At 67.5% G+C, this 12275-nt stretch carries 11 protein-coding genes; 8 read left to right on the top strand and 3 right to left on the bottom strand.

Features of this window, described 5'->3' with window-relative positions:
- Position 1 precedes the first annotated feature (1 nt).
- From WHX56_RS27245 to WHX56_RS27235, 3 genes are read right to left on the bottom strand one after another with little or no spacing between them, the layout of a single operon-like run.
- Positions 2–1156: a thiolase family protein gene (locus tag WHX56_RS27245; RefSeq protein ID WP_338879500.1), complete on the bottom strand. Its 1155-nt coding sequence runs from the start codon at positions 1154–1156 to the stop codon at positions 2–4.
- Positions 1153–1962, bottom strand: a complete 810-nt coding sequence (locus WHX56_RS27240; protein WP_129241660.1) for an enoyl-CoA hydratase/isomerase family protein — start codon at positions 1960–1962, stop codon at positions 1153–1155. The genes WHX56_RS27245 and WHX56_RS27240 overlap by 4 nt, the downstream gene beginning before the upstream one ends.
- On the bottom strand, positions 1959–3107 hold the full coding sequence (locus WHX56_RS27235; protein ID WP_129241659.1) for an acyl-CoA dehydrogenase family protein: 1149 nt from the start codon (positions 3105–3107) through the stop codon (positions 1959–1961). The genes WHX56_RS27240 and WHX56_RS27235 overlap by 4 nt, the downstream gene beginning before the upstream one ends.
- 239 nt (positions 3108–3346) lie before the next feature.
- Between WHX56_RS27235 and WHX56_RS27230 the strand changes: the two genes are divergently transcribed.
- From WHX56_RS27230 to WHX56_RS27195, 8 genes are all read left to right on the top strand, one after another.
- Positions 3347–4336: a tripartite tricarboxylate transporter substrate binding protein gene (locus WHX56_RS27230; protein WP_244235054.1), complete on the top strand. Its 990-nt coding sequence runs from the start codon at positions 3347–3349 to the stop codon at positions 4334–4336.
- A gap of 1 nt (position 4337) precedes the next feature.
- Complete coding sequence (locus tag WHX56_RS27225) at positions 4338–6479, top strand: acetate--CoA ligase family protein (protein WP_338879499.1); 2142 nt, start codon at positions 4338–4340, stop codon at positions 6477–6479.
- Complete coding sequence (locus WHX56_RS27220) at positions 6476–7252, top strand: enoyl-CoA hydratase/isomerase family protein (RefSeq protein WP_287754236.1); 777 nt, start codon at positions 6476–6478, stop codon at positions 7250–7252. The genes WHX56_RS27225 and WHX56_RS27220 overlap by 4 nt, the downstream gene beginning before the upstream one ends.
- Positions 7253–7334: 82 nt before the next feature.
- A complete protein-coding gene (locus WHX56_RS27215) occupies positions 7335–8108 on the top strand; it encodes an IclR family transcriptional regulator (RefSeq protein ID WP_338879498.1) in 774 nt (257 codons plus the stop codon).
- Between the two features lie 230 nt (positions 8109–8338).
- Positions 8339–9310 (top strand): thiamine pyrophosphate-dependent dehydrogenase E1 component subunit alpha, encoded by a 972-nt coding sequence (locus tag WHX56_RS27210; protein ID WP_338881844.1) that lies wholly within the window; start codon positions 8339–8341, stop codon positions 9308–9310.
- 1 nt (position 9311) lies between these two features.
- Positions 9312–10286, top strand: a complete 975-nt coding sequence (locus WHX56_RS27205; protein WP_338879497.1) for an alpha-ketoacid dehydrogenase subunit beta — start codon at positions 9312–9314, stop codon at positions 10284–10286.
- Positions 10287–10300: 14 nt separating this feature from the next.
- Positions 10301–11086 (top strand): enoyl-CoA hydratase/isomerase family protein, encoded by a 786-nt coding sequence (locus WHX56_RS27200; RefSeq protein WP_338879496.1) that lies wholly within the window; start codon positions 10301–10303, stop codon positions 11084–11086.
- A 3-nt stretch (positions 11087–11089) separates the two neighbouring features.
- Positions 11090–12274, top strand: coding sequence for a dihydrolipoamide acetyltransferase family protein (locus WHX56_RS27195; protein WP_338879495.1), 1185 nt, complete (start codon positions 11090–11092; stop codon positions 12272–12274).
- The last annotated feature ends 1 nt before the right edge of the window (position 12275 follow it).

Raw genomic sequence — 12275 nt, 5'->3', positions numbered from 1 at the left:
GTCAGGCGGCTCCCAGGACGAGTGAGCAATGGGCGGAGAGAATGCCGCCGTCGCCGTGCACGAAGGCCAGCTTCGCGCCGTCGACCTGCCGCAGGTCGGCCTGGCCGCGAAGCTGGTGCACGGCTTCGACCGCATGGAACATGCCGCCTGCCGCGCCCGAGTGGCCGTACGACAGCAGGCCGCCGTGGGTGTTGCACGGCAGCGCGCCGTCCAGGCCGAGCTGGCCCTCCAGGGCCGCGGGCCCGGCTTCGCCGCGCGCGAAGAAGCCGATGGATTCGAGTTCGGCCAGCAGCGTGATGGTGAACGAGTCGTAGATGAGCGCGACATCGATATCGGCCGGCCTCAAGCCGGCGGCCGAGAACGCCCGCTGCGACGATGCCTTGCAGCCGAAATCGACGAGGCTGGGCGCGGCGACGATGTGTTCGTGCGTATGGCCCTGGCCCGCGCCCAGGATCTCGACGGCGCGTCTCCGGCCATCGTGGCCGGCCGGCCGGCGGCTGACCACCAGCGCGGCGCCGCCATCGGAGACCAGGCAGCAATCCAGCAGGCGCAGCGGCGAACTGATTTCACGGGAGTTCAGCACGTCGTCGATGGAGATCGGTTCGCGCTTGTGCGCCTTGGGATGGCGGCCGGCGTGGCGGCGGTGTTCCACCGCGATGGCGGCCAGGTGTTCCGGGCTGACGCCGAACTCGTGCATGTAGCGCTGGGCGACGAGCGCGTAGGATGCCGGCACGCTGATGCCGAAGGGGCGCTCGAATTGCGGATGGCCGACCTCGGCCAGGGCCGCCACCGCGCCGTCCCTGGACAGTCCGGTCAGGCGGTTGTCGCCCGCCACGACCAGCACGTGGTTGCATTGGCCGCTGGCCACGAGCGCGGCCGCCTGCATGATCATGATGCAGGCGCTGGCGCCGCCGGCCTGGATGGCGGCGCAGAAATTCGGGCTCAGGCCGGTGTACTCGCAGAAGACGGAACCCAGCATCAGGTGGGGTTCCGTAAAGGAATAGGCGCACAGCACGCCGTCGATATGGCCGGGCTCCAACCCCGCGTCGCGGATGGCGCCGAACGCCGCTTCGGCGTGCAGGCCCATGCAACTGGAGCCGGGCAGTTCGCCGACGCGCGTGTCGCAGGCGCCGGTGATATACGCGTTCATGCTCATGCCGCGCCGTCCTTTCCGGACTTGGCGGGCCAGGCGAATGCAAGCGGCTGTTTGTCGAGGAAGCGCGCCACGGCGTCGTCGTGGTAGGCGGTGTGCAGGGCCAGCGCCTGCGCGTGGGATTCGAGTTCGGCCAGCGTGTTCTGGTCGAGGTTGAAGGAGCGGTTGAGAATGTTCTTGGACATGCCCAGCGCTTCGGTCGAGGCGGAATGGAAACGGGCCGCCAGTTCCAGCGCCTGGTCCAGCAGGGTTTGCCTCGGCACGATCCGGTACAGGATGCCCAGCGACAGTGCCTCGTCGGCATCGACCTCGCGCGCGGAAAACACCAGTTCCTTGGCGCGTTGCAGGCCGACGATGCGCGGCAACAGGAAGAAGCCGCCCAGGTCGGGCACCAGGCCGATGCGTCCGAATACGGCGCAAAAGCGCGCGGCCGGCGTGCCGAGAATGAAATCGCAGGCCAGCGCGAGATTGAAGCCGGCGCCGAAGGCGGGACCGTCGACGGCGGCGATCACGGGCTTTTCCAGGTTGACCAGTTCGTGAAACCAGGTGTGCAGCCGGCGTATGCGGTCGCGGTCCTTGTAGATAGGCCGCTTGGCCTCGGACAGCGATTTCAGGTCGCCGCCGGCGCAGAACACCCCCTGCGCGCCGGTGACGACCACCGCCTTCACGGCGTCGTCGTCGCGCGCCTCGAACACGGCTTCGGCCAGGCTCTGGCGTACCTCGAGGTCGAATGCATTGCGCCGCTCGGGGCGGTTGAGGGTGATGATGAGCGTCGCGCCGCGGCGCTCGCGCAATACGAAATCGGTCATGGCTTGAATCCCAGGCTGTTGGCGATGATGTTCTTCTGGATCTCGCTGGTGCCTTCGCCGATGACGTAGACCAGGGCATCGCGGTGGATCCGCCCCACTGGGTACTCGCGCATGATGCCGGCGCCGCCGAAGATGCGGATGGCCTGCTCGCTGACCGATACGGCGGTCTCGCTGGCGATCAGCTTCACGCGCGCGGCGGTGGCGGCGTCCAGGGTTCCCTGGTCCACCCGCCACGCGCCGTAATAGACCAGCCAGCGAGCCGCCTCGATCTGTGCCGACATCTCGGCCAGCTTGTGGCCGATCGCCTGGTATTGGCCGATGCGTTTGCCGGCGACCAGCCGGTCGTTGGCGAAGGCGGTGGCGGCATCGAAGGCGGCGCGCGCCATGCCCAGGGCGTTGGCCGCCACGCCCACGCGGTTTTCGCTGAGCGATTCCAGGATCAGGGGATAGGTGCCTTCCATTTCGCCCAGCAGGCAATCGTCGGGCACGAAAGCGTTGTCGATATGGATCAGCGCGGTTTCCGAGGCGCGTATCCCTTCCTTTTTGAGTTTGGAAATGTCGAAGCCCGGATTGGGGAGTTCGACGATGAACAGGCTGATCGATCCCGGGCTCAGTTCGGGCCGGGTGCGCGCCGCCACCAGCAGGAAATCGGCGAACGGCGCATTGGTGATGTACAGCTTGCTGCCATGCAGGCGCCAGCCGCCGTCGACGCGTTCGGCGCGGGTTTTCATGGCGCGCACGTTCGAACCGCCGTCGGGCTCGCTCAGGCCGAAACCGGCCACTTTCCGGCCGGCCAGCGCGGGCGCGAGGAAGCGCTCCTTCTGCGTTGCGGTGCCGGCCTTCCAGATCGGCCAGATGCCCAGATGGGTGTGGGCCGACCAGGTCGAGGCGAAGGCCTGGGACAGGTAGCTCAGTTCTTCCCGCACGATGCAATCGCTGATCTTGTCGAGCCCGCTGCCGCCGTCGGCTTCGGGATAGCGCACCCCCAGCAGCCCCAAATCCCCCCAGCGTTCGAAAACGTGCCTGGGGAAGGTTTCCTGCTCTTCCGCATCGAAAACCAGCGGGGCGAGTTCTTCCTGGCAGAGCCGCCGCACGGTGTCCCGCACCGCTTCATGCTCATTGGAAAAGGCAAAGCTCAAGCTCACGGATATGCTCCTTTTGTCTCCGCCGTCGGTGGCGCCCGGCCTGGGATGGACGGAAGGCGGCTATGTTTTTGAATATTCTATATAGAGAATTAAATTCTCGTTAAAAAATATCATAGCCATGCTTTTACACAGCGTCAATTGCAGGACTCGTCCTTTTTTCCTTGACAAGCCCAATGGCCAATTCTAGACTTTATTCTCTATAAAGATAATTATTCGCCATAGAGAATATCGGAGACAACATGAAAATCGTAATCCGCCGGCTTCATCCATCATTGCGGGCGGCCTGCGCGGCTGCCGTCGTTCTTGCCGCGCCGGCTCCGGCGTTGGCCGACACCGTTTATCCCTCCAAGCCGATAGAGATCATCGTGGCCTCTTCGGCCGGCGGGATCCTGGACACCATCGCGCGTACCGCGGCGCATGGAATCGAACGCCTGGGCCAGCCCGCCGTGGTCAAGAATCTGCCGGGCGGCGGCGGCACCATAGGCACCCAGGCCGTGGCGCGCGCGCCGGGCGACGGCTATACGCTGGGGGCGGTCGCCACCAGCCATGCGATCAATCCCAGTATGTACGCCAAGCTGCTCTATGACACCGCGCACGGTTTCTCCAATGTGACGCAGATGGTGGAACTGACCAATTTCCTGGTCGCCAATCCATCGGTGCCGGCATCCAATCTCAAGGAGCTCATCGCGCTGGCAAAGGCCAAGCCGGGGACCCTGACCTACGGGTCGGCGGGAGTCGGGCAGTCCAACCATTTGTCCGGGGAATTGCTGCAGCAGGACGCCGGCATCAAGCTCGTGCACGTGCCCTACCGGGGCAGCGCCCAGGCGTTGACCGATTTGCTGGGCGGTTCGCTGTCCGTGATGTTCATCGACGCGCTTTCGGCGGAGCCCTACGTCAAGGCGGGAAAGCTGAAGCTGATCGCGGTCACCGGCCTGACGCGTTCGCCGGCCTACCCGGACTATCCCACGTTGAACGAATCGGGCCTGCCGGGCTTCAATGGCAACACGTGGCTGGGGCTGGTGGCGCCGGCCGGCGTGTCCAAGGGCATCGTGGATAAATTGCAGGCCGCGGTGCGCGCGGAGTTCGAGGACCCCGCGGTGCGCAAGCGGCTGCTGGGCCAGGGCGTCATCCCGGTGGCCTCGGCCCCGCAGGAGTTCAGTGCATTCCTGGACGGCGAAATCCAACGCTGGGCCCAGGTCATCAAAACCGCGGGCATCCAGGCGAATTGAAATGAGGGAAGAAGCGATGACCTCGGAGCCCGCCGAGCGCGGAGCATCGGCGCAACGGGATGGGGCCGCGCGCGCGGCGGCGGTGCTGGAAGCGCGCAGCGTCGCCATCGTCGGCGCGTCGGCCGACCCCGGCAAGATCGCCGGCCGTCCCTTGGCCTACATGCTGTCCCGCGGGTTCGCGGGCAAACTGTTCCCCGTCAATCCGACGCGCGACCAGGTGCAGGGGCTCAAGAGCTATCCCTCGCTGTCCGCGATCGGCGAGCCCGTCGACCTGGCCATCGTCGGCACGCCGGCGGCGATGGTCGAGGAGGTGGTCCGCGAAGGCGCGGCGGCCGGCGTCAAGGCGTTCGTCGTGTTTTCCTCGGGCTTTTCCGAATCGGGAGAGGAGGGCGCCGCGCTTCAGCGCAGGCTGGGCGAATTGGCCCGCAGCCAGGGCGTCACCATCCTCGGCCCCAATTGCCTGGGCGTGGCGAATAGCGCCACCGGCCTGATCGCTTCCTTTACGACCGCCCTGGAGGAAACGCCGATCGAGCGGGGAGGCTTCGCCTTTGTCAGCCAGAGCGGCGCCCTGGGGGCGTACTGGATGGACATTTGCCTGCGCTCGGGGCTCGGGTTCAGCAAATGGATCACGACCGGCAACGAATGCGACATGGATGCCGCCGCTGCCATCGCCTACCTGGCCGACGACGCGGACACGCGCGTCATCGGCCTGTACGTCGAGGACATCCGGGATTCGACGGCATTCCGCCGGGCGCTGCTGCGCGCGGCGGCGGCCGGCAAGCCGGTCATCGCCATCAAGGCCGGCCGCTCGCGGGCGGGCGCGGCGGCGGCCGCCTCGCATACCGGCGCGCTGGCCGGCGACGACGTGCTGTACGACGCCTGCCTGCGCCAGCACGGCGCGCTGCGCGTGGATTCGCTGGGCCAGATGATGGACGTGGCCCGGCTGTTCCTGTTCGACAGCGTGCCGCGGGGCAAGCGGCTGGCGGTCATGTCGGTATCCGGCGGCGCGGGGGTGCTGATCGCCGACGAGGCCGAACGCTGGGGGTTGGAACTGCCCGCGCTCGCCCCGCAAACGGCCGATGCGCTGGCGCCGGTGCTGCCTTCGTTCGTCAAGGCGGCCAATCCGCTGGATCTCACGGGCAACGTCGTACAGGACACGCCCAGCATTTCGCGGGCGCTCGAGGCGGTGGCCAGCGATCCGGGCAACGATGCCATCGTGCTGTTCGTCGGGCTGATGCACAGCATCGCCACGGCCTTCACCGACGCCATCGCGCATGCGCGCCAGCGCACGCGCCGTCCCATCATCGTGATCTGGATCGGCGTCAAGGAGACGTCGGCGGCCATCCTGGAACAGGCCAGCATTCCGGTGTTCCGCGATATTCCTCCCGCCGTGGCCGCCCTGGGCGCCGCGGTGCGCCTCAACGCATTGCGCGAGGCGGCGTTGGCCATGCCGGCGCCGCCCGAGGGCCGCTCGCCGGCCGCGCCGGCCGGCAAGACCGCCTTCATGGCGGAGTGGGCCGGCAAGGCGCTGCTGCGCGACATGGGTATAGAGGGCATTCCCGCAAGCGTGCTGGTGGGGGAGGATCCGCCCGGCAGCCTGCCCCGGCCATTGCGCTATCCGGTCGTCGCCAAGCTGCAGGCCAGCGATGTGCTCCACAAGAGCGACATAGGCGGCGTGGTGCTCGGGATAGCGGACGACGACAGCCTGCGGGCCGCGCTGCGGCGCCTGGGGCAGATCGCGCGCGATAGGCGCATCGAGGACTGGAGCATCCTGATCGAGGCCATGCAGCCGTTCGACCACGAACTGCTGCTGGGCTTGCGCCGCGATCCGAAGTTCGGCCCCACGCTCACGCTGGGCCGCGGCGGGGTCGAAGTGGAACTCGATCCGGACGTGGCCAGCCGCCTGTTGCCGCTCGACTCCGCGAGCATCCAGGAAATGATCGAGGGCTTGCGGTCGGCCCGGCTGCTGCGGGGGTTTCGTGGAAGGGCGGCGGTGGATGTGCCCGCGCTGGCAAGGCAGGTCGCCCGCCTGTGCGAGGCTTTCCTCGCGCGGCCCGACCTGGCTGAAATCGAGATCAACCCATTGGCGGTGGGCGGCGGGCAGGCCTGGGTGCTCGATGCCGTGGTGGGCAGGTCCGAATGACCGGCGCGTCGGCCCATGTGCTGGTCCGGGACGCGGATGGCGTCCGCAACCTCGTCCTGAACCGCGCCGGCAAGGCAAATGCGCTCAGCGCGGCAATGCTTGCCGGACTGCGGCGTTCGATCGACCGCGTGGCGGAGGACGGCATCGGCATGGTCGTGCTCAGCAGCGCTTCGCCCACGCTGTTCTGCGCCGGCGGCGATATCGAGGAATTCGCCAGCGGCGCGGCGCAACTGGACGCGCAGGGCGCGGGCCTGCGCGAACTCATGGCCGCGATGGCGCGTTGCCCGGCGCCCATCGTGGCCGTCGCCCGGGGCAAAGCCGCCGGGGCCGGCGTCATGCTGCTGGCGATGACCGATATCGTCATCGCCGCGGCGGACCTGAGTCTCGTGTGCCCGGAGATCGCCTTCAACATGTACCCCGTCATGGTCCAGGTCGCGCTGGAGACGAAGATCAGCGCGGCGCGGGCCAGGCAGTTGTGCCTGAGCGGCCAGCCGCTGGAGGCGGCCGCGGCCCGCGAGCTGGGCCTGGTGACCGACGTGCTGGCGGCGGGGGAGTTCGACGCGCTCGCGGCCCGGCGCCTGGCCTTTTATTGCGCGCGCGGCGAAGCGCTCGCGATCGCCCGCAGGGCGCGCCTGCGGATGGAGCCGCCCGAGGCGGTGGTCCAGCGGATCGAAGCGCTAGAGCCGCTGATGCACGAGAACTTCAGCCGTCCCGGCGTGCAGGAGGCGATACGCGCCTACCTGGCCGGGCTGCGCGGCGCGCGCGCCGATTGAGGGCAGGCCTGGTTTGTGCCGGGTGGCGCTCTATGCCACAATTTTTGACCTTTTCTATCCAGAGAGATTCTCTGTCTTCCGAATGACGACCGAACAGCCAGAAAAACTCGTGGGCGCGCTTGTGGGCGGGTTGCGCGTGCTCCGCTACCTCAGCGCGGCGCCCTCGGGCGTGGGCGTCACTCGCGTGGCGCGGGATCTTCAGCTCAATTCCAGCACTTGCTACAACTTCCTCAAGACGCTGGTCTACGAGGGACTGGTGACGTTCGACGAAGCCACCAAGACCTACTCCATCGCGCTGGGTCTGGTGGAGCTTGCCAAAGGGGTGCTGGAGCAGGGCTCCTATGTGAGGCTGATCCATCCGCACCTGCGCGATATCGCGCGCGTGCATGGCGTTACGGCGACGCTCTGGCAGCGCACCTCCAACGAGCGCGTCGTGCTGGTGGACCGGGCCGACACCGACAGTTCGGTGCGGGTCCACATGAGCGTCGGCCAGCGCCTGCCCATGTACATCGCGGCGCTGGGCCGGTGCATGGCGGCGCATTCGGGCTTGGACGAGGACGAATTGCGCCGACGTTTCGACAGCCTGCGCTGGGACGACAAGCCCCCCTTCCGGGAATACCTGGCGGGCGTGCGGGAGGCGGGTGAAAACGGCTATGCGATCGACGCCGGCAAATACGTGAAGGGCGTGAGCACCGTCTCGGCCGCCGTGCTCGACGAATTCGGCAAACCGGCCATGGCCATCAGCGCGGTCGGCTTCAGCGCGCAGTTTTCCGGCGACGCGCTCAAGCGCCTGGGAGTAGACCTGCGCGATCGCGCCGCGCTGATCACGCGCGCGCTCTCGGGCGGCCGGGGCTGATCCTCCGCCTGGCTTGACGTTGCGCCCTTGCGCCCGCGCAGGCGCGGAAGGCGGCTGTCCGCCGCCTGGCCCGACTCCGTAAAAAACATGATTGACGTCCGCCGGGGCCGTGCTTATCATTCATTTAACCGTCCGGTTAGTAAATTAACTGACCGATAACTAATATGTAACGAAGCAGCCGCAAGCCGGCGCTTCGATTCAGAAATCGCGGTGGTTACGAGGAGGCAATGGTGGCTAGCGCCAACAAAGAGCAATTGCTGGACGCATACCGGCGCATGTTGCGCATCCGGTTGGCGGAACTCAGGCTGGGACGCTTGTTCGCCGATGGAGAGGTGCCCGGGTTCATCCATCTCAGCATTGGGCAGGAGGCCGTCGCCGCCGCGATGGGAATGGTGCTGCGGCCGGACGATACGGTCGCGTCCACGCATCGGGGCCATGGCCATGCGCTGGCGAAGGGCATCGATATCGAGGAGTTCTTCCTGGAGTTGATGGCGCGCGACGAAGGAATCTGCAAGGGACGCGGCGGGTCGATGCACGTGGCCAATATGTCCATCGGCATGCTGGGCGCCAACGCCATCGTCGGCGCAAGCATCCCGATCGCCCTGGGCAGCGCGTTGGCCCATCAGGTCAGAAAAAAGGATGCCGTCGCGGTGGCCTTCTTCGGCGACGGCGCCATGGCCGAAGGCGTGCTGCACGAAAGCCTGAACCTGGCCTCGCTGTGGCGCCTGCCGCTGCTGTTCCTGTGCGAGAACAACGGTTGGGCGGAGTTTTCTCCCACCCACAAGCAGTTCGTGGCGCCGCTGGACAAACTGTCGGCCGCTTTTTCAATTCCCCACGAAAAAATCGACGGCAATGACGTGCTGCGGGTGGCGGATGCCGCGCGCGCGGCCGTGCAGAGCATCCGCGCGGGCAACGGTCCGCGGGTGCTCGAATGCATAACCCATCGGTGGCGCGGCCACTATGAAGGCGATCCCCAGAAATACCGTCCTTCCGAGGAAATCGAAGGCCTGGGCGAACACGATCCGGTCGCGCGTTTCGAGGCGGTGCTCGATAAGCGGGGCGTGGCCAAGTCGCAGCGCCAGCAGGCGTACGAAGAGGTCCAGGCGCAGGTCGAACGGGCCGTCGAGCGTGCGCGCCAGGGCCGGTCGCCGGTCTGGCAGGCCGCCCGCGACGATGTGTACACCACTACAGAGGCGAACTGAGATGGCCGAACTTCGTTTTGCCCATGCCATCAACCGCGCGTTGGCCGAGTGCATGGAGGAAGACCCCGCGGTGTTCCTGTTCGGGGAAGACATCGCGGAGGCGGGCGGGCCGTTCGGCGTGACGCGTGGCCTGCATGCCCGCTTCGGTCCGGACCGCATCCGGGACACCCCGATCTCCGAGGCGGCGATGGCCAACGCCGCCGTCGGCGCGGCCTTGTCCGGCCTGCGGCCCGTGCTCGAAATCATGTTCATGGATTTCATGACGCTGGCCATGGACGCGCTGGTCAACCAGGCCGCCAAGGCGCGGTTCATGTTCGGCGGGCAGGCCAGCGTGCCGATGGTGGTGCGTACGCCGCACGGCGGCGGCATCAGCGCGGGTCCGCAGCATTCCCAATGCCTGGAAGCCTGGTTCGCGCATATCCCGGGCCTGAAGGTGGTGTGCCCCAGCAATCCCGCCGATGCCTATGGCCTGCTGAAATCCGCGATCCGGGATCCGGACCCGGTGGTCTTCGTGGAGAACAAGGCCCTGTACGCCCTGAAGGGCGAAGTGGCGGAGGATGCGGGACCGATTCCCCTGGGCCAGGCGCGCCTGGCGCGCGCGGGACGCGACCTGACGGTGGTCAGCTACGGCGCGACGGTGCACAAGGTGTTGCGCGCCGCCGAAGCGCTGGCTGCCGACGGTATCGAAGCGGAGATCCTGGACCTGCGCAGCATCCAGCCCTGGGACGAGCAGGCGGTGCTTGCCTCGCTGCGCCGCACGCACCGGTTGCTCATCGTGCACGAAGCCGTCGAGGCATTCGGCGTGGGCGCCGAAATCGCCGCGCGCATGGCGGATATCGGCTTCGACGAGCTGGACGCGCCCATCGTCCGCGTCGCCGCGCCCTTCGTTCCGGTGCCGTTCGCCCCAGCGCTCGAAGAACAGTATCAGCCCCAAGAGGCCGACGTCATCGCGGCCGCGCGCAAGCTCTGCGCCTGACTCCAGGAGACAGCATGAACGAATCAAGCATCCTTGCCGAAATCCGCAACCGCGTCGGCATCCTCACCATCAACCGGCCGAAGCTGCACAATGCGCTCGATACGCCGACGCTGCTTCAGCTTGAGCAGGCGTTCGCCGCGCTGGAGGCCAACGATGAATGCCGCGTCATCGTCATTACCGGGGCGGGAGACAAATCCTTCGTGGCCGGCGGCGACCTGGCGGACCTGAATTCGCGCCAGGGGCTGGCCCACTACCAGGAATTCGCCGAAGACATCCACCGCGTATTCCGGCGCATCGAAATCAGCGACAAGCCCACGATCGCGGCGGTCAATGGATGGGCCCTCGGCGGCGGCACCGAACTGTTGCTCGCAATGGACCTGCGCATCCTGGCGGACAGCGCCGTGATCGCGCTCACCGAGATCAACCTGGGCCTGTTCCCGGGGGCGGGCGGGACGCAACGCATCATCCGGCAGGTTTCTCCCTGCGTGGCCAAGGCGTTGATGTTCACCGGCGGGCGCATCGGCGCCGCCGAGGCCGTAAGCATCGGCCTGGCCAACCGGGTGGTGCCGCAAAGCCAGCTCATGGAGGAAACCCTCGCGCTGGCAGGCCAGATCGCCGGCAAATCGCCGCTGGTGCTCAAGTTGCTCAAGCGCACGCTGCGCGACGGCGCGGACATGCCGCTGGCCAACGCGCTGGCGCACGAGCAGGCCATGATAGGGCTGGTGCTGGATACGCGCGATGCGCACGAAGGCGTCGGCGCGTTTCTCGAAAAGCGCGAAGCGCGCTTTACGGGGCAGTAACCCATGAGCCCGTTGAACGACCTCCTGATGCCCAAGCTCGGCCTGACCATGACGGAGGGCATGCTGATCGAATGGTGCGTGGCGGCTGGCGATCAGGTCAAGGCTGGCGATCCCCTGTTCGTGGTGGAGACGGACAAGGTGGCCAACGAGATCGCCGCGGAAGCCGACGGCCTGATCGGCGAGATTCTCGTTCCCGCGGGGGAAACGGTGCCGGTCGGCGCGGTGGTCGCCCACTGGACGGGGCCGGGCCAGCAGGCCGGGCAGGAACCGGGCGGATCCGCCCCGGCCGAGTCGCCCGCGGCGAGCGTGCCGGCCATCCCGCCCGCGCCCGCTACGGACGGCAGGATCGTGGCCACGCCGCTGGCGCGGCGCCTGGCCCGCGAAATGGACCTGGACCTTGCCGGGGTCGGCGGCACGGGGCCGGGCGGGCGCATCAAGGCGGCGGACGTCCGCCACGCGAAGGCGCCGGCGCCGGAAGCCCCGCTCCAGGAGCGCGGGCAGCGCGTCGCCGCCAGCGGGCTGGTGCAGTCCATGGCCAGGCGGATGACGCAGGCCAAGCAGGTTCCGCATTTCTACCTGGCGGCGGAGGCCGAGATCGGCGAGCTGCTTGACTTGCGGCGCCGCCTGAACGATCAGCCTGGCGCGCCCAGGCTGACGCTGAACCATTTCGTCATCGCGGCCGTGGCCCGCGCGTTGGCGGCGCTGCCGCAGCAGAACCGCATCTGGAGCGACGGCCAGATCGTCCAGTTCGATGAGGTCGATGTCGGGGTGGCGGTGTCCACCGAGCGTGGATTGATGGCGCCTGTGCTGCATGGCCTGGCCGCGGCGACGCTGGACGGGATCGCCCGGCAGTCCGACGGCTTGCTCGAACGCGTTCGAAGCGGAAACGCCACGCACGCGGACATGAACGGCGGCGCGATCTCCATCTCCAACGCGGGCATGTTCAACGTCACCTACATGACGCCGATCATCAATCCGCCGCAGTCGGCGATTCTTGGAGTCGGCAGCGTGCGGGACGTTTTCCGCCCCGACGCGCAAGGCGCGCCGGCGCTCAAGCGCGAAATGGGCCTGGTGCTGGCCGCGGACCACCGGCTGCACGACGGCGCTGGCGCCCTGAAATTCCTCAATTACGTCATCGACCTGCTGCAGGACCCGTACCGGCTGCTGCGCACCCAGACTCAAGGATAGA

The sequence above is a fragment of the Achromobacter veterisilvae genome (genome assembly GCF_037619525.1).
Taxonomy (GTDB): domain Bacteria; phylum Pseudomonadota; class Gammaproteobacteria; order Burkholderiales; family Burkholderiaceae_B; genus Achromobacter; species Achromobacter veterisilvae.
The sequence above is the reverse complement of the archived record's forward strand: the minus strand, read 5'-3'. Positions and strand labels throughout refer to the sequence as shown.

Excerpts from the sequence above, each read along its gene's own strand:
- WHX56_RS27215 (WP_338879498.1), top strand. The coding sequence starts at position 7,335 with ATGACGACCGAACAGCCAGAAAAACTCGTGGGCGCGCTTGTGGGCGGG.
- WHX56_RS27245 (WP_338879500.1), bottom strand. The coding sequence starts at position 1,156 with ATGAGCATGAACGCGTATATCACCGGCGCCTGCGACACGCGCGTCGGC.
- WHX56_RS27200 (WP_338879496.1), top strand. The coding sequence starts at position 10,301 with ATGAACGAATCAAGCATCCTTGCCGAAATCCGCAACCGCGTCGGCATC.
- WHX56_RS27205 (WP_338879497.1), top strand. The coding sequence starts at position 9,312 with ATGGCCGAACTTCGTTTTGCCCATGCCATCAACCGCGCGTTGGCCGAG.
- WHX56_RS27230 (WP_244235054.1), top strand. The coding sequence starts at position 3,347 with ATGAAAATCGTAATCCGCCGGCTTCATCCATCATTGCGGGCGGCCTGC.
- WHX56_RS27225 (WP_338879499.1), top strand. The coding sequence starts at position 4,338 with ATGAGGGAAGAAGCGATGACCTCGGAGCCCGCCGAGCGCGGAGCATCG.
- WHX56_RS27240 (WP_129241660.1), bottom strand. The coding sequence starts at position 1,962 with ATGACCGATTTCGTATTGCGCGAGCGCCGCGGCGCGACGCTCATCATC.
- WHX56_RS27195 (WP_338879495.1), top strand. The coding sequence starts at position 11,090 with ATGAGCCCGTTGAACGACCTCCTGATGCCCAAGCTCGGCCTGACCATG.
- WHX56_RS27220 (WP_287754236.1), top strand. The coding sequence starts at position 6,476 with ATGACCGGCGCGTCGGCCCATGTGCTGGTCCGGGACGCGGATGGCGTC.